We start from the raw sequence: 24,207 nt of genomic DNA on the forward strand, positions 1-24,207 counted from the left end.
TCATGACCATCCCTTTTACCCGCTGGCCTGAGGATTTTGCCCGGCGCTACCGTGAAAAAGGCTACTGGCAGGATCTGCCGCTGACCCACATCCTGACGGACCATGCGGACAGCGATGCGGTCGCGATAATTGACGGCGATCGCCGCATTACCTACCGCGCGTTTAATCAGGCGGTGACGAATCTGGCGTCCGCCCTTCAGGCGCAGGGGCTGCATCGCGGCGAGACCGCGCTGGTGCAGCTCGGCAACGTGGCCGAGTTCTACATCACCTTCTTCGCGCTACTGCAAATCGGCGTCGCGCCGGTCAACGCGCTCTTTAGCCATCAGCGCAGTGAACTCAACGCCTACGCGGAGCAGATCAAACCCGCCGTGCTGATTGCCGATCGCGACCACGCGCTGTTCTCGGGCGATGATTTTCTCAACACCTTTGTGGATGCGCATCGCTCGGTACGCGTTGTGCTGCTACGCGGCGATAAGGGCGAACACGCGCTGGAGGCGGCGATTTCACGCCCGGCGGACAATTTCATCCCGAACCCGACGCCCGCCGACGAAGTGGCGTTCTTCCAGCTCTCCGGCGGCAGCACCGGCACGCCGAAGCTGATCCCGCGTACGCACAACGACTACGACTACAGCATTCGCCGCAGCAACGAAATCTGCGGTATCACTGCGCACACCCGCTATCTGAACGCGCTTCCCGCGGCGCACAACTACGCCATGAGTTCGCCGGGATCGTTAGGCGTTTTCACGGCGGGCGGCTGCGTGGTGCTGGCGAACGATCCGAGCGCCACGCTCTGCTTCCCGCTGATTGAGCAGCATCAGATCAACGTCACCTCGCTGGTGCCGCCCGCGGTCAGCCTGTGGTTGCAGGCGATTGCCGACGGCGCGGGGAACGCCCAGCTGAAATCCCTCGAACTGCTCCAGGTAGGCGGCGCACGTCTCTCCGCCACGCTTGCGGCGCGCATTCCGGCGGAAATTGGCTGCCAGCTTCAGCAGGTGTTTGGCATGGCGGAAGGGCTGGTGAACTACACCGCCCTCGACGATGCGCCGGAGCGCATCATCAATACCCAGGGCCGCCCGATGTGCCCGGACGATGAAGTGTGGGTGGCGGATGAGGACGGCAACCCGCTGCCGCGCGGGGAAGTCGGGCGTCTGATGACGCGCGGCCCGTATACCTTCCGCGGCTATTTCAACAGCCCGGAACACAACGCCAGCGCCTTTGATGCCAACGGTTTCTACTGCTCGGGCGATCTGATCGCCATCGACGAGCAGGGTTACATCACCGTGCAGGGGCGCGAGAAAGATCAGATCAACCGCGGTGGCGAGAAGATCGCCGCCGAAGAGATCGAAAACCTGCTGCTGCGCCACGACGCGGTGATCCACGCCGCGCTGGTGAGCATGGAGGACAGCCTGCTGGGCGAAAAAAGCTGCGCGTACCTGGTGGTGAAACAGCCCCTGCGCGCGGTGGAGGTGCGCCGCTTCCTGCGCGAGCAGGGCGTTGCCGAATTTAAGCTGCCGGACCGCGTGGAGAGCGTGGATGCGCTTCCGCTCACGCCGGTAGGCAAAGTTGATAAGAAACAGTTGCGCCTGTGGCTTGCTGAACGCGCCCGGGGCTGAGGAACAGAGAATGGCCATTCCAAAATTAACCGCTTACGCGTTGCCAACCGCCGCAGAGCTGCCGACCAACAAGGTGAACTGGGCATTTGAACCGGAGCGCGCCGCGCTGCTGATCCACGATATGCAGGAGTACTTCCTGAACTTCTGGGGCGAAAATAGCGACATGATGCAGCAGGTAGTGGCGAACATCGCTAAACTGCGCGCGTACTGCAAAGAGCACAATATTCCGGTGTACTACACCGCGCAGCCGAAAGATCAGAGCGATGAAGACCGTGCCCTGCTGAACGACATGTGGGGGCCGGGCCTGACCCGTTCGCCGGAGCAGCAGCGCATCGTCGCTGAGCTGACCCCGGATGAAGCGGACACCGTGCTGGTGAAGTGGCGCTACAGCGCGTTTCACCGCTCGCCGCTGGAGCAGATGCTGAAAGAGACCGGGCGCAACCAGCTTTTGATCACCGGCGTATACGCCCACATCGGCTGCATGACCACCGCCACCGACGCCTTTATGCGCGACATTAAACCGTTCTTTATCGCCGACGCGCTGGCGGATTTCACCCGCGACGAGCACCTGATGTCGCTGAAATACGTGGCCGGACGTTCGGGCCGCGTGGTGATGACCGACGAGCTGCTGCCGTCCGTTCCGGCAACGAAAGCCGCGCTGCGTGAGCTGATCCTGCCGCTGCTGGACGAGTCCGACGAGCCGATGGATGACGAAAACCTGATCGACTACGGTCTGGATTCAGTACGGATGATGGCGCTCGCCGCCCGCTGGCGCAAAGTGCACGGCGACATTGATTTCGTGATGCTGGCAAAAAATCCGACCCTCGATGCCTGGTGGGCGCTGCTCTCCCGCGAGGTGAAGTGATGGCTTTTGATTTTACCGGTAAAACCGTCTGGGTGACGGGCGCGGGTAAGGGCATTGGCTATGCGACCGCGCTGGCATTTGTGGAGGCCGGGGCGCAGGTGACCGGGTTCGATCTGGCTTTCCCTCACGGCGAATATCCGTTTGCCACCGAAACGCTGGACGTGGCGGATACGGCGCAGGCGAGTGACGTCTGCGGGCGTTTGCTCAGCAGCCTTGAGCGGCTCGACGTGCTGGTTAACGCAGCGGGCATTCTGCGTATGGGCGCGACGGATCAGCTTTCGCAGGAGGACTGGCAGCAGACCTTTGCGGTCAACGTCGGCGGCGCGTTCAACCTGTTCCAGCAGACGATGGGCCAGTTCCGTCGTCAGCAGGGCGGGGCGATTGTGACCGTGGCCTCTGACGCGGCGCACACGCCGCGCATCGGCATGAGCGCCTACGGCGCGTCGAAAGCGGCGCTGAAAAGCCTGGCGCTGACAGTCGGGCTGGAACTGGCGGGCAGCGGCGTACGCTGTAACCTGGTGTCGCCGGGTTCAACGGATACCGACATGCAGCGCACCCTGTGGACCAGCGACGATGCGGAACAGCGGCGCATTCGCGGCTTTGGCGAGCAGTTCAAGCTTGGCATTCCGCTCGGTAAAATTGCCCGTCCGCAGGAGATTGCTGCGACCGTGCTGTTCCTGGCATCCGATGCCGCCAGCCATATCACCTTGCAGGATATCGTGGTGGACGGCGGCTCCACGCTGGGGGCGTAATGATCTGGAAACGTCATTTAACGCTCGAGGAGCTGAACGCCACCAGCCTGAATACGATGGTGGGGCACCTTGGCATCGTCTATACCCGCCTCGGGGACGATACGCTGGAAGCGGAGATGCCGGTGGATGCGCGCACCCATCAGCCGTTTGGCCTGCTGCACGGCGGCGCCTCGGCGGCGCTGGCGGAAACGCTGGGCTCGATGGCCGGTTTTCTGATGACCCGTGACGGGCAGAACGTGGTGGGTACGGAACTGAATGCCACGCACCACCGCGCAGTCTCACACGGTAAGGTACGCGGCGTGTGTCAGCCGCTGCATCTGGGCCGTTCCAGCCAGAGCTGGGAGATCGTGGTGTTCGACGAGCAGGGGCGGCGGTGCTGTACCTGTCGGTTGAGTACGATGGTGTTGGGGTAAGTCATTCAGCTGAAAGTGATCGGCTTAACACTGTGGTGTAAATCTCTGGTTTGACCACGCATTATTGCGTTTCAAAGTTGTTAAATTTTATCCGTTGTTCTAGAAACAAAATGTAACATCTCACTGTTTCACAACAACGGACAACAACTATGAACAACTCAGGGAAATACCTTACGTGGGCGGTGCTCTCCGTGGTGGGAGCCTTTGCCCTGGGCTATATCGCCCTCAACCGGGGGGAGCAGATCAACGCGCTGTGGATCGTCGTCGCCTCCGTCTGCATTTATCTGATCGCATACCGTTTTTATGGCCGCTATATCGCAAAGACGGTGCTGGGCGTAGACGGCACGCGCATGACGCCGGCCGTGCGTCATAACGACGGTCTGGACTACGTGCCGACCGATAAAAAAGTGCTGTTCGGTCACCATTTCGCGGCGATTGCCGGGGCAGGCCCGCTGGTGGGGCCGGTACTGGCCGCGCAGATGGGCTACCTGCCGGGGATGATCTGGATCCTCGCTGGGGTGGTGCTGGCGGGCGCGGTGCAGGACTTCATGGTGCTGTTCGTCTCCACCCGTCGCGACGGTCGTTCGCTGGGTGAGCTGGTGAAAGAAGAGATGGGGGCAACCGCCGGGGTGATTGCGCTGGTGGCGACCTTTATGATCATGGTGATCATCCTCGCGGTGCTGGCGATGATTGTGGTGAAAGCCTTGACCCACAGCCCGTGGGGAACCTATACCGTCGCCTTCACCATACCGCTGGCGCTGTTCATGGGGATCTACATTCGCTACCTGCGTCCGGGGCGCATTGGTGAAGTGTCAGTCATTGGCCTGGTGTTCCTGGTGTTTGCCATTATCTCCGGCGGCTGGGTGGCGGAAAGCCCGACCTGGGCACCGTTCTTCGACTTCACCGGCGTGCAGCTGACCTGGATGCTGGTAGGCTACGGCTTCGTGGCGGCGGTGCTGCCGGTATGGCTGCTGCTGGCCCCGCGTGACTACCTCTCTACCTTCCTGAAAATCGGCACCATCGTCGGGCTGGCGATCGGCATTCTGATTATGCGCCCGACCCTGACCATGCCTGCGCTGACCAAATTTATTGACGGCACCGGCCCGGTCTGGACCGGCAATCTGTTCCCGTTCCTGTTTATCACCATCGCCTGTGGGGCGGTGTCGGGCTTCCACGCGCTGATTGCCTCCGGGACCACGCCGAAGATGCTGGCGAATGAAAATCAGGCCTGCCTGATTGGCTACGGCGGCATGCTGATGGAGTCCTTCGTGGCGATTATGGCGCTGGTTTCGGCCTGTATTATTGACCCGGGCGTTTACTTTGCGATGAACAGCCCGATGGCGGTGCTGGCCCCGGCCGGCACCGTTGACGTGGTCGCCTCTGCCGCGCAGGTGGTGAGCGGCTGGGGCTTTGCGATTACCCCTGAAACGTTGACGCATATCGCTAATGAGGTCGGCGAGCAGTCGATTATCTCCCGTGCGGGCGGGGCGCCAACGCTGGCGGTGGGCATGGCCTACATCCTGCACGGCGCGCTGGGCGGGCTGATGGATGTCTCGTTCTGGTATCACTTCGCCATTCTGTTCGAGGCGCTGTTTATTCTGACGGCGGTGGATGCGGGTACGCGTGCGGCGCGCTTTATGCTACAGGATCTGCTGGGGGTGATCTCCCCGAACCTGAAGCGGACCGATTCGCTCCCGGCTAACCTGCTGGCGACGGCGCTGTGCGTGCTGGCGTGGGGCTACTTCCTGCATCAGGGCGTGGTCGATCCGCTGGGCGGGATCAACACCCTGTGGCCGCTGTTCGGTATCGCCAACCAGATGCTGGCGGGCATGGCCCTGATGCTCTGCGCGGTAGTGCTGTTCAAGATGAAGCGCCAGCGTTACGCATGGGTGGCGCTGGTGCCAACGGCGTGGCTGCTGATCTGTACCCTGACCGCGGGCTGGCAGAAAGCCTTCAGCCCGGACAACAAGGTGGGCTTCCTGGCGATCGCCAATAAGTTCCAGGCGATGATCGACAGCGGTAAGATCCCGGCACAGTACACCGAATCTCAGCTGTCGCAGCTGGTGTTTAACAACCGTCTGGACGCCGGGCTGACCATCTTCTTTATGGTGGTGGTTGTGGTGCTGGCGTTGTATTCTCTGAAAACCGCGCTGGCGGCGTTGAAAGTCGACAAACCGACGGCGAAAGAGACGCCGTATGAGCCAATGCCTGAGAACCTGGACGAGATTGTCACCCAGGCGAAAGGGGCGCATTAACATTACCAAACCCCCTCACCCTAGCCCTCTCCCCAAAGGGGAGAGGGTGTTAAAGTTCCCTCTCCCCTTTGGGGAGAGGGTCAGGGTGAGGGGAATACAAACGAGAAACTGATTATGTTCGACACCCTTTCCAAAGCAGGTAAATACCTGGGCCAGGCCGCTAAAATGATGATTGGCGTGCCGGATTACGACAACTACGTCGAGCATATGCGCGTCAACCACCCGGACCAGACGCCCATGACCTACGAAGAATTTTTCCGCGACCGTCAGGACGCCCGCTACGGCGGCAAGGGCGGGGCGAAGTGCTGTTAACCCTCTTTCGGTAAATAGAGGCTGATCTGCTCCTGTTTACAGCCGTAAAGTGCCGCCAGCTTTTCGCGGGTGCGCTTTTGCGGTCGGGAGTCCAGCGCTTCCAGCTGTGACACGGCGGACTGGCTGATGCCAAGCTTCTCCGCCACCTCCTGCTGGGACATGCCGCGTAAAATGCGCCAGGCGGCCTGTAGGCTGACGTTCTCGTTATGCATGATGTCGCACACTTCACCCGGTAAACCTACGTTATCGTAGATGTCTGATTCGTAAGGGATGTCTTCCCAGTCGTTTTCATCATCGTCATCGTACTCAAGCATGGCTAAACGCATGCGAAAATATTCACCGTAGGGTATGACAACATACTGTTTTTTTCCTTCTTCATCCTTGATGAACTGAATAGTCATATTCCGTATGCTCCTCATGAAGGTAGGTAGTGGTTGTCCGGCGTTTTACTGCCACTACGTAGCAGATATCACCCGGCGGGTCTCCGAAGGTGTAAATGACCCTGTAATCACCTAATCGCAACCTGTAGTGGTTTTCGGGAGAAGATAATTTCTTGATATCCGCGACAGGTGATGTTTTATCGTCCATCTTCTCCAGCCTGAATTTAATGCGGTTCTGATATCGAGGATCGATTTTAGAAAACTGCTTCTCTGCTGTTTTAGACCACACAATCTTCATCCGTACCTCCACTGTACGCCCACACAAAATATAAGGAAATAATAAGACTATTAGATAAATTCCGAATTTCTAATGAGGTACTGTAGAGCGGAGAATAACCGCGAGAAAGCGGCAAAACGCGAATCATCGAGGCGGCTCGAACAGGCCTCTGCCGGGCGACAGAGGCATACAGTAAATTTGCGATCAGGCGTTCAGACCGCCGTCGACATCCAGACCGGTGCCGGAAATTTGCCCCGCAGCCGGGCTGGCGAGGAAGGTGACTGCCGCTGCGATATCCTCCGGCTGGCCGTAATGGCCCAGGGCAATAAGCTGACGCTGAGAGTCAGCCTGCTCACCGTCTTCCGGGTTCATATCGCTGTTGGTCGGGCCGGGGTGGACCAGGTTGACGGTAATGCCGCGCGGGCCTAAATCACGGGCCAGACCTCGGGTGAGAGAGTTAAGGGCAGACTTGGTCATCGAGTAGACGGCGATCCCCGGCTGCGCCACGCGGTTCGCCAGACAGCTGCCAATGTTGATGATGCGTCCGCCGTCCGACATATGCACCAGCGCTTCCTGAATGGCGATCACCACGCCGCGGATGTTGACGTTGATCAGAGCGTCGATGTCCGCCAGGGTCATGGACTCCAGCGGGCCGCCGCGCGCAATCCCGGCGTTATTGACCAGAATATCCAGCCCGCCGAGGGAGCGCGCCGCCTGCGTGACCGCATCCTGAATCGCCTGCGCGCTGGCGCTGTCGGCCTGAATCGCCTCGCCGTGTCGCCCCAGCGCGTTGATCTCATCGACGACCTGCTGGGCTTTATCGACGGATTTTTCGTAGGTGATAACCACATCGGCACCGGCTCGCGCCAGCGACAGCGCAATCGCCCGACCCAGCCCACGACTGGCGCCGGTAACCAGCGCCTTTTTACCTGTTAAATCGATCTGCATGATGACCTCGTTGCAAGAGTGGAGAGAATCATCATTAGGTATAGTCCGTCGGCGCAATTAACGGCTGAAGGATTCCACCTTCGCAAACGCGGCGCGCAGCACCTCAGGCGTTAACGTCACCGGCAGATAGTGAATCGACTCCACCGGGCGCAGGGTGTGGGCAATGACCTTATCCAGCTCGTCGCGGTTGTGAATATCGACGTCCAGCTCGCGAAGCGTGATTGGCAGGTTAAAGCGCCGGTACGCCGCCACCAGCTGCGCCAGCACGTCGTCCTGGCCGAGCAGGGCGCTCTGGACCAGAATGCCGTAGGCCACCTTGGTGCCGTGCAGGTATTTTTCCGTCTGCGGCAGCACGGTTAAGCCGTTGTGCACCGCGTGCGCCGCCGCCACGCGGGTATAGCGCTCACCCAGACCGCCGACCATTCCGCCTCCGGCAATAATCGCATCCACCACGTCCCGGAACGCCTGCGTCTGTTCGCCGCGCTGCTGATCTGCAAGCGCCTCTTCGCTGCGTTCCAGCAGCACGTCGCGGATCGCCAGCGCACCGTTCAGGCCAAGACGCACGGTCAGCGGCAGACTCTCAGGTTGAGGGGCGAGTACCGCCGCTTCGTACCACTTCGCCAGCGTATCGCCGATGCCCGCCAGCAGGTATTCCGCCGGGGCGTTAAGGATGATCTGCGGCTCCACCAGCACCAGAAAGTTGGCGTCGTCAAAAATCTCAAACTGTAGCGCCTGACCGGCATCGTTGTACCACACGGAGAGCGGGGTCCACGCCGCGCAGGTGGCGGCGATAGTGGGAATGCCCACGAACGGCACGCCCAGACGACGCGCCACGGCCTTGACGGTATCCATCACCGCGCCGCCGCCCACGCCAATCACCACGCTGGCTTCGCTTCCCGCTTCGTTCACCAGACGGGTGACGTCACGCTCGCTGCAATGGCCCTTAAACAGCAGCTGTTTTGCCCCCGGCGCGGTAAAACTCTGCGGCAGATAAGGGCGTGCGCCATCGATTGCCCGCTCGCCGTAGATCCACACCGCGCGGGAAAGTTGTTCCGGAGTAAAGAAATTATCCAGGTGTGCAAGGCTTCCCGGATGAGAGAAGTAGTTCGCCGGGCCGGGTACGACGCGGATATCGGTGTTGCTCATGAAGTTGTCCTTTTTTAGCAAGCGCTAACCCGATGTTATGTCTGGACATCCGGATGGCTAATAATATTTCGCTTTATCTTATGCCTTTTCCGTCGTTGTCAGTCAACCGGAGCTGTGAAAAATTCGCTAAATCAGAAGAGTAATGAAGGATTTACGCGGATGGTTTCCAGTCGCCTTGAGATGCGCGGTATCAGCCTGGCCTTTTCCGGCTTTCAGGCCCTGTCGCGCGTGGATTTCACCCTGAACGGCGGGTCGGTGCATGCGCTGACCGGCGCCAACGGCGCGGGGAAATCGACGCTGATGGCGGTGCTGTGCGGGACGCACGACCACTATGAAGGCGAAATCTGCATTAACAACCAGCCGGTAAGCATCCGCGAGCCGCTGGACGCCAAACGGCTGGGCATCCACCTCGTGCAGCAGGAGGTGGACGTGGCGCTGATCCCGGGGTTAAGCATTGCTGAAAACATCATGCTCGACCAGCTGGCGCAGCCAGGGCACCGCTACCGCTGGCGCGACATCCGCCAGCAGGCGCGGCAGGCGCTGGCGCAGCTGGATGTTTCGCTCGACGTTCGCCGCTCCATCGACGGCTGCACGCTGGCTGAAAAACAGCAGATTTTGCTGGCGCGGGCGTTATCTCATCACTGCCGTTTTTTGATTCTTGATGAACCCACCGCGCCGCTTGACGCGCACGAGAGCGAGCGTCTGTTTGCGGTAGTAAGACGTCTGCAACAGCAGGGCATCGGCGTGGTGTTTATCTCACACCGCATTCACGAGCTAAAAGCTATCTGCGACACCCTCACGGTGCTGCGCGACGGCAGGCTGATTGAGTCTGGCCCGATGGCCGATCTCAGCGGTGAAGAGATTGTTGAGAAGATGCTCGGCCACGAGCTGAGCGATATCTATCCGCCCCCGCGCCCGCCGCACGGCGACGAAACGCTGCTGCGGGTAGAAGGGCTGCACGACGACGCGCTGCTGAAAGATATCTCGCTGCACCTGCGCAAGGGCGAAATTCTCGGCATTGCCGGGCTGGCGGGCGCGGGCAAAACAGAACTCTGTAAGGCGCTGTTTGGCGCCAGTAAAAGCCGCGTCGCGAACGGCGAGCTGAACCATCAGGACTGGAAACCGCGCGACCCGGCGGACTCGGTGCTGCGCGGCCTGGCGCTGGTGCCGGAAGAGCGGCGCAAAGAGGGCATTTTTATCGACGAGCCGGTGAGCATGAATCTTGCCGTGTGCGCCGATAACAGCTTCTCGCGCTGGAGCCTGTTCGGCCATCGTCAGGCGTGGCGCTGGGCGGAGGAGGTGATCGCCCGCGTCGGCGTTCGCGCCCGCGGTCCCGGGCAGGTTTTGCGACGTCTCTCCGGCGGCAACCAGCAGAAGGTCGCCATCGGTAAATGGTTGCGTAATGACGCCAGCGTGCTGATATTCGACGAGCCGACCAAAGGCGTGGACGTGAAGGCCAAAACCGATCTGTTTCAGCTTATCGACGGCCTGGCGCGCGAGGGCAAAGGGGTGATTTACGCCTCCGGCGAGTTCGCCGAGCTGGTGGGGCTCTGCGACCGCATCTGCGTGCTGTGGGACGGGCGCATCGTGGCGGAAATCGCCGGGGCCGAGGCCCGTGAAGAGACACTACTTTATTATTCAACCGGAGGAACGGCGTCGTGAGCAAGGCCCTTTCAGTGAGCGCGGCGGCGTCTGGCCGTCAGCAGATTTTCGATTTTCTCTACAAGTGGGGCATGTTGCTGACCGTCGTCGCGCTGGTGGCCGTTTTTGGCCTGGCGTCGGACAGCTTCCTCGATCCGAACAACATCATTAACATTCTGCGCTCGATTGCCATCGTGACGGTGATTGCCATCGGCGTGTCGATCTCCCTGACCGTCGGCGGGTTCGATCTCTCGGTGGGATCCACCGCGTCGCTGGCGAACGCGCTGGTGATTTCGCTCTTCGTCTGGCACGGCTTCGGCACCACCGAGTCGATTGTAATCACTCTCGCGCTCTGCACGCTGGTCGGCCTGTTTAACGCCTTTCTGATCGTCATCCTGCGTATTCCGGACATGCTCGCCACACTCGCCAGCCTGTTTGTCATCCAGGGCGTGGCGATGACCTACAGCTACGGCGGGTCGATTACTGAGAACATGGTGCTGCCGAGCGGCGACATGGCGGAAGGCACCATCCCTGCGACGTTCAGCCTGCTGGGACAGGTACCGACTATCGTGATCGTCATGCTGGTGGTGACCGTGCTGGCGCAGCTGGGCCTCTCATTGACCACGCACGGCCGCCGGATGTACGCCATTGGCGGCAACCCCGAAGCCGCGCGCCTCTCGGGCATTCGCACCACGCGCTACAAGGTGGCGGCCTACGTGATTGCCTCCCTGCTGGCGGGCCTGGGCGGGATTTTGCTGGCCTCGCGCATTGGGTCGTCGCAGGTGAATGCGGGTGGCGGTTACCTGATGGATGCGGTGGCGGCGGCGTGGATCGGCTTCTCGCTGGCCGGGTCCGGCAAGCCGAATGCCCTGGGGACCCTGGTGGGGGCGGTGATCCTCGGCGTGCTGTCGAACGGGCTGGTGATGCTCTCCGTGCCGTATTACGCCATGGACATTATAAAAGGGCTGGTGCTCGCGGTAGCGCTGGCGATTACCTACATACAAAAACGCTGACAACACAACGGGATAAAAAATGAAAAAGATTGCACTCTCTTTGGTGGCATTAGGGTTATTCACCGCTCTGCCTGGCTTCGCGGCCACGCCCGCACCGCTCCCGGCGGCCATTGCCAACCATGACGGCCCCATTCGCATTGCGGTGATCCGCAACCTCGGCTCAGACGACAACACCACGCAGTTTGTTGCCGGGGCCATTCAGGAAGGGAAAAAGCTCGGCTTTAAGGTCAGCACCTTTTTGAGCAACGGGGATGACGCTAAATTCCAGGACTTCGTGAACCAGGCCATCAGCCAGAAATATGACGGGATCATCCTGTCGCAGGGCCGCGATCCGTACTCCACCGCGCTGGTGAAGAAGGCGGTGGATGCCGGGATCAAGGTCGCCGTATTTGATACCGCCGTCAACGGTGAGATCCCGGGCGTGACCGTTACCCAACAGGACGATGCCTCTCTGACTAACCTCTCCTTCGGCCAGCTGGCGAAAGATTTCAACGGCAAGGCCAACATCGTCAAGCTGTGGGTAGCGGGCTTCCCGCCGATGGAGCGTCGTCAGGCGGCGTATAAAGAGTTGCAAAAGCAGTACCCGGAGATTAAAGAGCTGGAGTCCATCGGCGCGGTCTCCTCTGACGTGCAGGGCGACACCGCCAACAAGGTGGGTGCGATCCTGGCGAAATACCCGAAAGGCAAAATCGACGCCATCTGGGGGACCTGGGATGCCTTCAGCCAGGGCGCGTATAAGGCGCTGAAAGAGAACGGCCGCACCGAGATCAAACTCTACAGCATCGACATCTCCAACCAGGATTTACAGCTGATGCGCGAGCCGGGTAGCCCGTGGAAGGTGAGCGTGGCGGTAGATCCGAAGCTGATTGGCGCGACCAACGTACGCCTGATCGCCAACAAGATTGCCGGTGAAGCCACGCCTGCCACCTACGACTTCAAAGCCGCTGCGATCCCGCAGGCGCTGCTGACCGCGCAGCCGGGGGCGGTGAACGTGGCGTCGCTGGGCAAAATCATTCCGGGCTGGGGCCAGACGGAAGATTTTATCGCGCCGTGGTTTGCGACGCTGGAAGCGAAAAATAAATGAGCATGCTTCCTACGCCAGAATACAGCCGCAATATGCGGCTGATTGGCCATAGCGACCAGGGCGGTCGCCCGGACGGCGTGCAGCTGATGGTGCACCGCGGCTTTGCGTATATCGGCCATATGGTGTCGCAGGGCTTTTCGATTGTCGACGTGCGCGATCCAAAAAATCCGAAACCCGCGGGCTATTTTCCTGCGCCGCCGGGCACCTGGAACGTGCACCTCCAGGCGCATGACGACCTGCTGCTGGTGATCAACGCCCGGGATCTGTTTGCCGATGCCCGCTTCGCCGACGAGAAGGTCTACTACACCCGTCAGGTAGGAGAGACCGTCAGCGACGTTCAGGACAGGGGCTGGAGCGCCGGGCTTCGCGTTTTTGATATCTCCACGCCGGACGCGCCGCGCGAAATCGGCTTTCTGTCGCTGAGCGGCATCGGCATTCACCGCATCTGGTACGTCGGTGGCCGCTGGGCGTACGTGTCGGCGCTGATCGACGGTTTTACCGACTACATTTTCCTGACCATTGACCTGGCGGACCCGTGCAAGCCTGAAGTGGCGGGGCGCTGGTGGCTGCCGGGGATGAACCAGGCCGCAGGCGAACAGCCGGACTGGCAGGAAGGGAAACGTTACGCCCTCCACCACGCGATTATTGCGGGGGATACCGCGTACGGCAGCTGGCGCGACGGCGGCCTGACGCTGCTGGACGTGAAGGATCGCACCCAGCCTAAGCTCATTAGCCACCGTAACTGGAGCCCGCCGTTTGGCGGTGGGACGCACACCGCGCTGCCGCTGCCGGACCGCGATCTGCTGGTGGTGCTGGACGAAGCGGTGCTCGATAACCAGGAAGACGGCGAGAAGCTGATCTGGCTGTTTGATATTCGCGAGCCGTCGAACCCGGTGAGTATCTCTACCTTCCCGCAGCCGGATGAAATCGACTACGTGGCGAAAGGGGCGCATTTTGGCCCGCACAACCTGCACGAGAACCGGCCGGGGAGCTTTGTCAGCTCCACGCTGATCTTCGCGACGTATCAGAACGCGGGCGTGCGCGCGTATGACATTTCCAATCCGTATCGCCCGGTGGAAACGGGAGCGCTGGTGCCCGCGGCGCCGGAGAGGATGATGGATACGCGGCCGAATCGCCCGCAGGTGATCCAGTCGTGTGACGTGTTTGTGGACGCGCAGGGGATTATTTACAGCACGGACTATAACGGCGGGCTGTCGGTGATTGAGTATCTGGGGTGAGTGCGGTTTGATGCCCTCACCCCGGCCCTCTCCCACAGGGAGAGGGAGAAAATCAACTGTACTGCCGCACCCGTGCCACCAGCTCTTCCGCGCTGTCGATGCGGTCGGCAATCACAATCAGCGCTTTACCGAGGGATATCGCGTGGCGCAGGCATTCGTGACGCATCGCTTCATCCTGAATGGTGTCGATATCCGCCACATGGGAAAGCCCGACGCTGCGGCGAATCAGCTCGGTGCCGCAGAATCCGATGGCATCGTGCCAGACCTTTTTCAGGAATGCGGAGGCATAGCCCGGTGCGCTGAGTGCGGCGTCGCGGGCTTTCTCGTTTGCCAGCACCTGGAAGCGCTCCGCAAAGGTGTTCCACAGTTCCTGAATATCGGTCAGGCGCTGCTCGCGCGCGGCGGCGGCATCGCGAATGCCGAGGTGCCCCGGCAGGCCGCAGAAGTTCAGCAGCAGGTTGCCGATGGCGGTGCCAACGTCAAAGCCAATCGGCCCGAAATAGCCGAACTCAGCGTCGATGGCCTTCAGGCTGCCGTCGGCCACAAAAATCGAACCGCTGTGAATGTCTCCGTGCAGCAGGGCTTCGGCGTGCGAGAAAAAGCGGTGCTTGAGGGAGGCCACGGCGATTTTAAGCTGGGCGTCGTCGCGCAGGGCGGCAACATCGTTTTCCAGCTCGGCCGGGTAGCTGTTGCGCGCGTGGATCTGGTACGGATCGTTGAAGAACAGATCTTCGGTGATCTCGCACATCTCCGGGTTGATGAATTTTGCCACCTGCGCTTTTTTCTCGTGCGGATGCAGATAAAAATCGCTGGTGTGGAAAAGGGTGTGAGCCAGATATTCCCCCAGCTGACGCGCTGCCTGTGGGTAGTAAATGTTGTTAATCAGCTCGCCGCGCCAGATGCGATGGCTGGAGAGATCTTCCATCACCATCACCGCCAGTTCCGGATCAAAGTGGTGGATTTTCACGGTGTGCTGCGGGCTGTGCTGGTAATGCTCGACCAGGGTTTGCGCTTCAAGACGGGCACGATCCAGCGTCAGCGGCCAGGATTCGCCGACGCAGCGTACGTAGGGCAGCGCCTGCTTAACGACGATGCGGCTGACGCCCGCGCTGTCGAAAATTTTAAAAACCAGATTGAGGTTGCCGTCGCCCACTTCCTGCGCCTCTACCAGCGATGACGGATCGTCAAGTCCGCCAAACTGCCTGGCATACTCCACGGCGTCCTGAGCGGTAAAGGTACGGTATTGCGACATGGCCTGCTCCTCAGTTTTGCTAATTAAGACATGTAGACGTCTATACATCTGGATTTCATCCTGACACAATGTGCTACAACAACGCAACAGGGAATTAACGACATGCAGACATTACAGACGACCAGCCTGCGGGTGGCGAATAATCAGCTCTTTATTCTCGACCAGCAGGCGCTTCCGCAGGAGAAACGCTGGCTGGATGCCTCGACGGTCGAGGCGCTGGTCGGTCATATCCACGCTTTGCGCGTACGCGGCGCGCCGCTGATTGGTCTCTCTGCAAGCCTGCTGCTGGCGCTGTTAGCGGAAAGCGGCAAAAGCCGCGACGAGCTGGCGGTGGCGCTGGAAACCCTGCGCGCATCCCGCCCGACGGCGGTAAACCTGATGAGCAACCTCGACCGCATGAAGCTGGCGCTGTGGCAGGAAGAGTATGTTCCGGCGCTGGTGGCGGAGGCGCTGCGCCTGATTGACGAAGACAAACGGCTTTGCGACGCGATTGCCAAAGCGGGCAGCGCGCTGGTGAAATCCGGCAGCCGTCTGCTGACCCACTGCAACACCGGCGGGCTGGCGACGGCGGGCGTCGGTACCGCGCTGGGGGTGATTGCTCGCGCGCATAAGGAAGGCAATGTAAGCAACGTCTGGGTGGATGAAACCCGTCCGCTATTGCAGGGCGGCAGGCTGACCGCGTGGGAACTCGGCGAGCTGGGCGTGCCGTATCAGCTAATTACCGACTCCATGGCCGCCAGCCTGATGGCAAAAGGGCAGGTGGACGCCGTGTGGGTGGGGGCAGACCGCATTGCGGCCAACGGCGACGTGGCGAACAAAATCGGCACCTACTCTCTGGCGGTGCTGGCGAAATTCCACGGCATTCCGTTCTATGTCGCCGCGCCGCAAACGACCCTCGACCCGGACTGCCCGAACGGCGACGCGATCCCGATTGAGCAGCGCGCCGCCAGCGAGGTGACGGGCGTCGCCGGAAGCTTTGGCGCGGTGCAGTGGGCACCGCAAAACGCCCAGGTCTTTAACCCGGCGTTTGACGTCACCCCCGCCTCGCTGATTAGCGGCTGGGTACTGGATACAGGCGTGGTCACTCCGGACGAGGTGGCGGAAGGGAAATTTGCCTGAGTCCGGCTATCCTTTAAGGGGCTCCCTTAAGAGGACAACATCGTGACGCTCGATCCTGAAACAGACTTAAAACTGGAGCGCGTGGTGGACGCACCGCGCGATCTGCTGTGGCTCTGCTGGACTACGCCAGAGCACATCAAAAACTTCTTCATTCCTGCTCCCCATAAGGTGACCGAATGCGACCTCGACCTGCGCGTGGGCGGGCGGTTCAATACCGTGTTTGAGGTGGACGGGCAGCGGATGGATAACCGGGGCGTATTCCTTGAAATCGATCCGGGGAAAAGCTGGTCTTTACCGACGGCTATACCGAAGGCTGGAAACCGGCCGAGAAGCCGTTTATGACGGCAATTTTGCTCCTGGAAGACGCCGGGGAGGGCAACACCCGCTATACGGCGATTGCGCGCCACCCCACGAAGGAAATCCGCGAGCAGCATGAACAGATGGGATTTCACGAAGGGTGGGGGATTGTGCTGGATCAGCTGGTGGGGTATGTGAAAGGGCTTAACGCTTAGTGCGCGCTGGTGCCCTCACCCCGACCCTCTCCCACAGGGAGAGGGAGACAAGATCAGGCCAGGCGTGGATACGCATCCGCAATTGCGTCACCGGTAAACTGGGCCACCCATCCCTCCGGATTGTCGAAAATACGAATCGCCGTAAAGTTCGGCTCTGAGCCCATATCAAACCAGTGCGGCGTGCCCGCGGGCACGGAGATCAGGTCGTTTTTCTCGCACAAGACCTGATATACCTCATCGCCGATGTGCAGGCAGAACAAGCCCGCGCCTTCAACGAAAAAACGTACTTCGTCTTCGCCGTGGGTGTGTTCGTTCAGGAACTTCGCGCGCAGCGCGTCTTTCTGCGGATTGTCGGCGCGCAGGCTGATCACGTCCCAGCTCTGATAGCCCTTCTCTGCCACCAGCTTGTCGATCGCATGTTGATACGCCGCGATCACGGCTTCAGGCGCGGGATCGTGTCCTAAATCGCGATCCGCAGCCCAGCGTTCAAACCGCACGCCTTTTGCGTTGAGCAGTTGGGCAATCTCGGCGGCGTCGGTGCTGTGCCACTGGTGCTGACTGGCGTCTTTATCGGAATAAATGGTCAATGCGCTCATGAAGGGATCTGCTCCGGATTAATCTCGTCAAACTGGTGGATCTGATGGTGATGGCTTGCGCCGTCATCTTCACCGCGAATCAGTTGCAGGGTGCGAAAACCCGCCTGTTCAGCCGCGTCCAGCTCCTGATGAATATCTGACAGAAACAGGATCTGCGACGGGGCGATGCCCGTTTGCGCCGCAATGTTTTGATAAGACTGCACCTCGCGCTTGGCGCCAATGTGGGTATCAAAATAGCCGCTGAACAGATGAGTAATATCACCTTCGTCGCTGTAGCCAAATAACAGTTTCTGCGCGGCGACGGAGCCAGAGGAATAAACATAGAGATCAATCCCTTGCGCTTTCCACTTTTCCAGCGCGGGCAGTACGTCAGGATAGAGGTGTCCGGTAAAGTCACCATTGACGTAACCGTCCTGCCAGATGATGCCTTGCAGGGCTTTGAGCGCCGTCGATTTGCGGTCTTCATCCATAAAGGTAAACAGCACGTTGATGAGATCGCTGACGCTGGCATGCGGAGCGCTGATTTCATCGCGCAGGTTGTCCAGAATCGATTTGACCGGCTCGGCGTACTGCTGCGCGGTCACGAAGGCCGCCAGCCGCTCACGCGCGTAGGGGAACAAAACATCATGGACAAAACGGATATCGCTGGTGGTCCCTTCAATATCCGTCACAATCGCGCGAATCATACTCTCTCCCATTGTCGTAAACGCATTTCGCATTCAAATAAGAATTCTAAACCTTCCAGATGACGGCGGGCTTCGGCCACGTCGCGTCCCCAGCAGGTTAAGCCATGGCCGCGCAGAAGAAAACCATAATTAAGCGGGCGTTCCTGCGCGTAATGGGCGATGCGCGAGGCGAGGGCGTCGATGTCCTGGTCGTTATCAAACACCGGGATGGCCACCGTATCCCGATGCGTGGTCTGCCCGGTAAGGGATTTTTGCATCTCGAAACCGGTGATCTTCAGCTCGGCCTCGTTCACCAGCCGCGACAGCACCGTGGCATTGACGGTGTGAACGTGCAGGACGGCGTTAGCTTCGGGGAACAGGCGATAGATGAGGGTATGCAGCCCGGTCTCTGCCGACGGTTTACGGCCAGACGGCGCACGGTTGGTGGCGATTTCAACCTGTAGAAAATCGGCGGTGGTCAGGCTACCTTTATCTTTTCCGGATTCGCTCAGCCAGCACAGGTGTTCATCCTGACGCATGGACATATTGCCGCCGGTAGCGGGCGCCCAGCCTTTAGCGCCAATCCAGCGGCAGGCCTCGACCAGGTGTGTGAGTTGCAGGTTGTCTGTCATTTCCTTTTACCCTCTCGGCCAGGAATATTTATATCGTTTAGACGTCTAAGCGTCTTGATTGCCAAAGACTAACATCGTGTTATAGTGTCAGCAACATAAGTATTACAGGCAGGCACACTACAATGAGCAATAACCCGTTGATCCCGCAGAGTAAACTTCCCAATCTCGGCACGACGATTTTTACGCAGATGAGCGCCCTGGCGCAGCAGCACAACGCCATTAACCTCTCACAAGGTTTCCCGGATTTTGATGGGCCGAAATATTTGCAGGAGCGTCTGGCGTACCACGTTGCGCAGGGAGCCAACCAGTATGCGCCGATGACCGGCGTGCAGACGTTGCGTGAAGCCATTGCGGATAAAACGGCGGAGTTATACGGCCATAAGCCTGACGCGAACAGCGATATCACGGTGACGGCAGGGGCGACCGAAGCGCTGTATGCGGCGATAACCGCCCTGGTGCGTACGGGTGATGAGGTGATTTGTTTTGACCCGAGCTACGATAGCTACGCCCCGGCGATTGAACTGGCCGGCGGCGTGGTGAAGCGCGTGGCGCTCCAGCCACCGCATTTTCGCCCTGACTGGCAGGCATTTGCTGCGCTGCTGAGTGACAAAACCCGTCTGGTGATCCTGAATACTCCGCATAATCCGTCGGCGACGGTGTGGCAAAAAGCCGATTTTGCTGCGCTGTGGCAGGCCATCGCCGAACGTGAAATATATGTTCTGAGCGACGAGGTGTATGAGCATATCTGCTTCGCCGAAGAGGGGCATGCCAGCGTGCTGGCGCATCCGCAACTTCGCGAGCGTGCAATCGCGGTATCGTCATTTGGCAAAACCTACCATATGACCGGCTGGAAGGTAGGGTACTGCGTGGCCCCGGCGGCCATTAGCGCTGAGCTGCGCAAAGTGCATCAGTACCTGACGTTTGCCGTGAACACACCGGCTCAGCTGGCGCTGGCGGATATGCTGCGTGCGGAACCCGGGCATTACCGCGAGCTGCCGCACTTCTATCGTGAACGTCGGGATCTGTTTGTGGCGGCGCTGAGCAAAAGCCGCCTGGAAATTTTGCCGTCTGAAGGAACCTATTTCCTGCTGGCCGACTACAGCGCGATTTCCGATCTGGACGACGTGAGTTTCTGCCAGTTGTTGACGAAAGAGGTGGGAGTGGCGGCCATTCCGCTGTCGGTGTTCTGCGCCGATCCCTTCCCGCATAAGCTGATTCGTCTTTGCTTTGCGAAGCAGGAATCGACGCTGCTCGCTGCGGCAGAGCGTCTGGCGACGCTCTGACTATTTCACCGTCCAGGCTTCTGAAAAACGACGGTCTGCGAAGAGTTCGAGCAGACCGTTGATCTGCTTCAGACGCAGCACTTCATCGCTGTCCATACCTAACTCCTGGCCAATTTTCTGCTCACTCCAGCCCATAAGCACCAGTTCTCGCACGATTTCTGACATGGCGTTGATCTGGTGGCGTCCACGCGCGCGGTTGTGACGAATAGTTGCCGCCATGCGATCGAACTTTTCCTGGCGCGCTTTACGCAGGCAGGTAACAGGGAGGTAACCTTTAAGCTGGCGCTTCAGGATCGCCCGGTTACTGCCGATATCATGACGGTGAAAACCATCGACAATTTCGTAGTGCTGTGGCGCATTTTCCGTCACAACGATAGGTTGTGTGAATCCATCCAGCTCCAGTGACTTGCTGAGCAGCCGCTTTTCCGGCGGCGCGACGTTATTTGGGTTGTAATCGTTAGCGGTGATGTTTGTCTTTTTTATCCACAATACGCAATCGACGGGCTGATCGCGAAAAGGGCTGATTTCATGTAATGCCTGACGAAACGCATTAATAGCGGCTATTCGCTCTTCTTCTGAAAGTGCCTGAAGGTACGTTTCCATTTCGGTGATTATTCGTTGTTGCATAAAATCCCCCATTCCTTGCGTTTTGCTTTCACTCTGTCGCTGTAGCGCTGATAGTGTTTAGGCTTATTTGGGCTAAACGAAAGTGCCCGGCACCAATAGTCATTGTTGAGTAAAACCTTACAAATGCGTCGCCAGGAAGGGATATCTTTTGCACCAATGTCACCCTCCTGCGTGTCGGGAATATCGTTCATGCCTCGCTTTTGATACCAGTGGAGATAAACCGCGATTTTGTTGCGGTAATGTTCCGCCGTATTTTGCGGCATGCTGTCGAGTAACAGCATGGCGTATTCGCGCCAGCCGAGATGGTCTGGTTTCAGGATCTTCCGGTGGCCATAAAAATGGTTATCGTGCCCGGCATAAATACCTCCGCTTCGCACGCCGCAGGCGCGTTCACACATCGCCGCCCAGCGTTCGGGTTCAATGACATGATAGAGCCACAAGCCCTGACGCTGTTCCGGGCCAAACGGTTCGCAGATGCGCATATAACGCGGCGGCACCCCCGCCTTGTACATCAGGTCGTATAACGGGTTATAGCAACATTTTGATTTCGCGAACCACGTCCAGATGTCGGCGGTTTTCCAGTCGTACAAGGGGTAGATATACCAGGCGTGCCCACCCGGGGCGACGGTCGTCCAGGGTTTATCGTCAGAAAAGCGCTGCTTACGCGCCGACGCGATAGCCAGAAAGCGGTTGTAAGATTCTTCGGCGCGGATCCCCACCATGACGGCGGCAGGACGTTTTTGTGCATACCATTCGGCAAACTCGCGCACGAAGGCTTCAAACGTCATTCCCTGCTGATAAAAATCGAAATAGTGGTAATCGGTAATGGCATCTTCCGGTGGCTGGCGAACCCAGTTTGTCCCGGGTTCCCAGCACTGCCATTCAGGTTGAAACTGTGACAGGGCGTTCTGGGTCGTGAGCGGAAGCGCTACCCACCAGAACTGATGGATAACATCCCGATACAGCGTTCTCATCGTGTCAACATGCTGAATGGTTGAGGAGAATTGCGCTTCCCAGTCCAGAAAGATGACATCTATTTTTCGCTTTAATTGCCGTGCTTTCTGGGCAACGAGATGCAGCATCACGGTAGAATCTTTTCCACCGGAAAAGGAAACGCAGACCCTGGAGAAATTGTTAAGCGTCCAGTCTATGCGTTCCGCAGAAGCGTCTAAAACATTTTCCTGTAAAGGGATTTTATAGATCGACATGATTAATCGCGTCCTGCGTGTTAAATGTCTGGAAAAAAACAAAACGATATTATGGAATTATTTGTCCTTAATTTCACGGGGGCATTTTCTTCGGGTTGCCTTATTTGCATTCACCATGCAAATGTATTTTACGCCGACGGCGGAGAAACGCAGAGCTTATGCATTTTTTCAATGAATGTTGAAAAAACAGTGCTATTCAGTGATGAACGGCTGTAGAGCATATAGATCTTTAATTCAGGCAGCTCAAACGGTGGCTCAAGCCTTTTTAATTTCAACGGTTCTTTATATGTTTCATAGATCGACACGGGGATGAAGCCTAACAGATCAGATGAACAGACCATGGAGATGAGAGAGCTAAGGGAGTCCGTACGAAAAGCAATATTTCTTTCCGGAAACGCGTCATTTGCGCGACTCTGAAACTCTTTTACACCCGGATGAGCACTCTGGTAAAAAGTGAATTTCTCCTGGTATAGCACTTCCAGCGTGACTGCATCAGCGAGCCTTGGGTGGTCTGCTCTACAGATTAAGGCTATCGGCACCGTGGTGAAGTGGGTGCAGACCACAGAGCGATTGTGGATAGGTGCGATAGAGAAGATGAGATCGGCCTTACGATAGGCCAACAAATCTTCCGCTGATTCGGAGGAAATGAGCATGTCTCTTTGCTCTATCTCATAATTCTCTTCAGATATTAACAGCTTCAACGGTTCGAGCATCGAACCAGGAGACACCATTTGAGAGCAATAGATAACGAACTTTTTTTTGATGTCCGAGTGATGCATCATGTTGATCGTCTGCTCAAGCTGATTGAGATTTTTTTCCAGATGATGATGCAGGTTGGTACCTACCGTGGTTGGCGTAATTCCCTTCCCTGAACGGATAAACAGGGGGTCATTAAGCTGACCGCGCAGGCGTTGCAGCGACTGGCTGACGGCGGATGGCGTGATATAAAGCGTCTCGGCAGCCCTACTGATACTGAGGTGTTGGTAAATGCATTCGAAGATGACTAACAGATTGAGATCGAATTTTTTTAGGTCGTAGAGGTTTGCCATGTTTCGTCCTGAGTGAGTTGAGTTTGCTGTCGTTATCACATCCTGGAGTACGACAGAGGGAAGTTACCCTTTACAATCCGTGTGAATAACTCGCTTAATTTAAAATTTAAGTGATCTTAATATATCACGGCTTTGGATTATTGAAACATAACTTCAAGACTAATTAAGATAATTTTATCTTTAAAGTTTGATTGAATTATTTGAATGAAAAGTGGTGTTTATATATAGCGTGAAACCCATAATGAAATTAAATTTATAATCTTTCAGAGAACTCTTCGATACTGCCTATCACAGCCATAGGCAGGACTATCCCTCTTATGCATTGCTCAATGCGCGCAGGGGTGCTGTAATCAAAGCGCTGTTACGGCCTTGATACAAGGTATGTAGAGCGCAACGCAACGCCAGCTTCGGCTGGCACTGAATGTACCTGCGGGGAATTCAGGTATCAGGGCCGCCCGTTGAGGCGGCCTTTTTACTTTTAGGCTTTCCTGTAAAAGGTTCACCTTGCTGTCTTGTTGCTGTTGTAAGGTTTGGCTGATTGATTTGATAAAGCATACGCATTAGCCCCGATGGATAAAGTTGGTTACCTTACATCTCAACGAAAACACGGAGGAAGTACAGATGTCTTTGATTAACACTAAAATTAAACCTTTCAAAAACCAGGCGTTCAAAAACGGTGAGTTCATCGAAGTAACCGAGAAAGATATCGAAGGCCGCTGGAGCGTGTTCTTCTTCTATCCGGCTGACTTCACCTTCGTTTGCCCGACCGAACTGGGCGACGTGGCAGACCACTACGAAGAACTGCAAAAGCTGGGCGTAGACGTTTACTCTGTTTCTACCGATACCCACTTCACCCACAAAGCGTGGCACAGCAGCTCTGAAACTATCGCGAAAATCAAATACGCGATGATCGGCGACCCGACTGGCGCCCTGACCCGTAACTTCGACAACATGCGTGAAGATGAAGGCCTGGCAGACCGCGCGACCTTCGTTGTTGACCCGCAGGGCATTATCCAGGCTATCGAAGTTACCGCTGAAGGTATCGGCCGTGATGCATCTGACCTGCTGCGCAAAGTGAAAGCGGCTCAGTACGTTGCTTCTCACCCAGGCGAAGTGTGCCCGGCGAAATGGAAAGAAGGCGAAGCGACGCTGGCGCCATCTCTGGACCTGGTCGGCAAGATCTAAATTTTCGTCGTTTTTCACGCCATAGCTGCGTTGGCGTCGCCTGCTCACCCCGGTCACTTACTTTAGTAAGCTCCCGGGGATTCTCAGGCTAGCCGCCTTGCTCTGACGCGAAATACTTTGGAAATTGTTTCAGTCATGGGCG

24 protein-coding genes and 1 pseudogene are annotated in these 24,207 nt (G+C 58.0%); 14 read left to right on the plus strand and 11 right to left on the minus strand.

Features of this window, described 5'->3' with window-relative positions; translation table 11 throughout:
- Positions 1–2 precede the first annotated feature (2 nt).
- The 6 genes from entE (at position 3) to DD597_RS00120 (ending at position 6,210) form a co-directional block, all read left to right on the plus strand.
- Entirely contained in the window at positions 3–1,613 is a 1,611-nt protein-coding gene (entE, locus tag DD597_RS00095) for a (2,3-dihydroxybenzoyl)adenylate synthase EntE (protein WP_023324293.1), read from the plus strand.
- 10 nt (positions 1,614–1,623) lie between these two features.
- A complete protein-coding gene (locus tag DD597_RS00100) occupies positions 1,624–2,478 on the plus strand; it encodes an isochorismatase (protein WP_129255849.1) in 855 nt (284 codons plus the stop codon).
- Complete coding sequence (gene entA, locus DD597_RS00105; protein WP_129255850.1) at positions 2,478–3,230, plus strand: 2,3-dihydro-2,3-dihydroxybenzoate dehydrogenase EntA; 753 nt, start codon at positions 2,478–2,480, stop codon at positions 3,228–3,230. The genes DD597_RS00100 and entA overlap by 1 nt, the downstream gene beginning before the upstream one ends.
- Entirely contained in the window at positions 3,230–3,643 is a 414-nt protein-coding gene (gene entH / locus DD597_RS00110; RefSeq protein ID WP_015571173.1) for a proofreading thioesterase EntH, read from the plus strand. Before entA ends, entH begins: the two co-directional genes overlap by 1 nt.
- 149 nt (positions 3,644–3,792) lie before the next feature.
- The gene (cstA, locus tag DD597_RS00115) at positions 3,793–5,898 is read left to right on the plus strand and encodes a pyruvate/proton symporter CstA (protein WP_015571172.1); all 2,106 of its coding nucleotides are present in this window, start codon (positions 3,793–3,795) and stop codon (positions 5,896–5,898) included.
- Between the two features lie 114 nt (positions 5,899–6,012).
- Positions 6,013–6,210, plus strand: coding sequence for a YbdD/YjiX family protein (locus DD597_RS00120; protein WP_006809671.1), 198 nt, complete (start codon positions 6,013–6,015; stop codon positions 6,208–6,210).
- On the opposite strand, the gene DD597_RS00125 is transcribed toward DD597_RS00120, so the two are convergent.
- From DD597_RS00125 to DD597_RS00140, 4 genes are all read right to left on the minus strand, one after another.
- Complete coding sequence (locus DD597_RS00125) at positions 6,207–6,611, minus strand: helix-turn-helix transcriptional regulator (RefSeq protein WP_023324295.1); 405 nt, start codon at positions 6,609–6,611, stop codon at positions 6,207–6,209. The genes DD597_RS00120 and DD597_RS00125 overlap by 4 nt on opposite strands.
- On the minus strand, positions 6,586–6,888 hold the full coding sequence (locus DD597_RS00130; RefSeq protein ID WP_022647393.1) for a type II toxin-antitoxin system RelE/ParE family toxin: 303 nt from the start codon (positions 6,886–6,888) through the stop codon (positions 6,586–6,588). Before DD597_RS00130 ends, DD597_RS00125 begins: the two co-directional genes overlap by 26 nt.
- Positions 6,889–7,071: 183 nt before the next feature.
- Positions 7,072–7,815 carry an SDR family NAD(P)-dependent oxidoreductase gene (locus tag DD597_RS00135; protein ID WP_017382507.1) on the minus strand — a complete coding sequence of 248 codons (744 nt, stop codon included), beginning with the start codon at positions 7,813–7,815 and terminating at the stop codon, positions 7,072–7,074.
- Positions 7,816–7,872: 57 nt separating this feature from the next.
- Positions 7,873–8,961, minus strand: coding sequence for an oxidoreductase (locus tag DD597_RS00140; protein ID WP_129255851.1), 1,089 nt, complete (start codon positions 8,959–8,961; stop codon positions 7,873–7,875).
- A gap of 159 nt (positions 8,962–9,120) precedes the next feature.
- On the opposite strand from DD597_RS00140, the gene DD597_RS00145 reads away from it, so the two are divergent.
- Genes DD597_RS00145 through DD597_RS00160 form a run of 4 tightly spaced genes read left to right on the plus strand, consistent with a single transcriptional unit; the run spans position 9,121 to position 13,937 of the window.
- A complete protein-coding gene (locus DD597_RS00145) occupies positions 9,121–10,623 on the plus strand; it encodes a sugar ABC transporter ATP-binding protein (protein ID WP_032657539.1) in 1,503 nt (500 codons plus the stop codon).
- Positions 10,620–11,615 carry an ABC transporter permease gene (locus tag DD597_RS00150; protein ID WP_022650576.1) on the plus strand — a complete coding sequence of 332 codons (996 nt, stop codon included), beginning with the start codon at positions 10,620–10,622 and terminating at the stop codon, positions 11,613–11,615. Before DD597_RS00145 ends, DD597_RS00150 begins: the two co-directional genes overlap by 4 nt.
- A gap of 19 nt (positions 11,616–11,634) precedes the next feature.
- Positions 11,635–12,699 (plus strand): sugar ABC transporter substrate-binding protein, encoded by a 1,065-nt coding sequence (locus DD597_RS00155; RefSeq protein ID WP_022650577.1) that lies wholly within the window; start codon positions 11,635–11,637, stop codon positions 12,697–12,699.
- Complete coding sequence (locus DD597_RS00160; protein ID WP_058658468.1) at positions 12,696–13,937, plus strand: LVIVD repeat-containing protein; 1,242 nt, start codon at positions 12,696–12,698, stop codon at positions 13,935–13,937. The genes DD597_RS00155 and DD597_RS00160 overlap by 4 nt, the downstream gene beginning before the upstream one ends.
- A 52-nt stretch (positions 13,938–13,989) precedes the next feature.
- Here the strand turns inward: DD597_RS00160 and mtnK are convergent, their stop codons facing one another.
- A complete protein-coding gene (gene mtnK / locus DD597_RS00165; RefSeq protein WP_059294720.1) occupies positions 13,990–15,189 on the minus strand; it encodes an S-methyl-5-thioribose kinase in 1,200 nt (399 codons plus the stop codon).
- 102 nt (positions 15,190–15,291) lie between these two features.
- Between mtnK and mtnA the strand changes: the two genes are divergently transcribed.
- Both mtnA and DD597_RS00175 read left to right on the plus strand, forming a co-directional pair.
- Positions 15,292–16,308, plus strand: coding sequence for an S-methyl-5-thioribose-1-phosphate isomerase (gene mtnA / locus DD597_RS00170; protein ID WP_129255852.1), 1,017 nt, complete (start codon positions 15,292–15,294; stop codon positions 16,306–16,308).
- 42 nt (positions 16,309–16,350) lie between these two features.
- A pseudogene (locus tag DD597_RS00175) lies at positions 16,351–16,820 on the plus strand (SRPBCC family protein).
- A gap of 53 nt (positions 16,821–16,873) precedes the next feature.
- Here the strand turns inward: DD597_RS00175 and DD597_RS00180 are convergent.
- The 3 genes from DD597_RS00180 to DD597_RS00190 are packed head-to-tail and all read right to left on the minus strand — an operon-like array spanning position 16,874 to position 18,713.
- Complete coding sequence (locus tag DD597_RS00180; RefSeq protein ID WP_129255853.1) at positions 16,874–17,416, minus strand: acireductone dioxygenase; 543 nt, start codon at positions 17,414–17,416, stop codon at positions 16,874–16,876.
- A complete protein-coding gene (gene mtnC, locus DD597_RS00185) occupies positions 17,413–18,102 on the minus strand; it encodes an acireductone synthase (protein ID WP_006809660.1) in 690 nt (229 codons plus the stop codon). Before mtnC ends, DD597_RS00180 begins: the two co-directional genes overlap by 4 nt.
- Complete coding sequence (locus DD597_RS00190; RefSeq protein ID WP_003858775.1) at positions 18,099–18,713, minus strand: methylthioribulose 1-phosphate dehydratase; 615 nt, start codon at positions 18,711–18,713, stop codon at positions 18,099–18,101. Before DD597_RS00190 ends, mtnC begins: the two co-directional genes overlap by 4 nt.
- A gap of 122 nt (positions 18,714–18,835) precedes the next feature.
- Here DD597_RS00190 and DD597_RS00195 point away from each other — a divergent pair, with 122 nt between their 5' ends.
- On the plus strand, positions 18,836–19,996 hold the full coding sequence (locus DD597_RS00195) for a pyridoxal phosphate-dependent aminotransferase (RefSeq protein ID WP_023315606.1): 1,161 nt from the start codon (positions 18,836–18,838) through the stop codon (positions 19,994–19,996).
- Here DD597_RS00195 and DD597_RS00200 read toward each other — a convergent pair whose 3' ends face one another.
- From DD597_RS00200 to DD597_RS00210, 3 genes are all read right to left on the minus strand, one after another.
- Positions 19,997–20,623 carry a ParB/RepB/Spo0J family partition protein gene (locus tag DD597_RS00200; protein ID WP_022650584.1) on the minus strand — a complete coding sequence of 209 codons (627 nt, stop codon included), beginning with the start codon at positions 20,621–20,623 and terminating at the stop codon, positions 19,997–19,999.
- A complete protein-coding gene (locus DD597_RS00205) occupies positions 20,608–21,831 on the minus strand; it encodes a phosphoadenosine phosphosulfate reductase (protein WP_129255854.1) in 1,224 nt (407 codons plus the stop codon). The genes DD597_RS00200 and DD597_RS00205 overlap by 16 nt, the downstream gene beginning before the upstream one ends.
- 128 nt (positions 21,832–21,959) lie before the next feature.
- Positions 21,960–22,880 (minus strand): LysR family transcriptional regulator, encoded by a 921-nt coding sequence (locus DD597_RS00210; protein WP_022650586.1) that lies wholly within the window; start codon positions 22,878–22,880, stop codon positions 21,960–21,962.
- A gap of 621 nt (positions 22,881–23,501) precedes the next feature.
- Here DD597_RS00210 and ahpC point away from each other — a divergent pair.
- The gene (ahpC, locus tag DD597_RS00215) at positions 23,502–24,065 is read left to right on the plus strand and encodes an alkyl hydroperoxide reductase subunit C (protein WP_003858764.1); all 564 of its coding nucleotides are present in this window, start codon (positions 23,502–23,504) and stop codon (positions 24,063–24,065) included.
- Positions 24,066–24,207: the final 142 nt, after the last annotated feature.

It is taken from the genome of Enterobacter cloacae complex sp. 677-3DZ2D5B, assembly GCF_004136695.1.
Lineage (GTDB): Bacteria > Pseudomonadota > Gammaproteobacteria > Enterobacterales > Enterobacteriaceae > Enterobacter > Enterobacter hormaechei_C.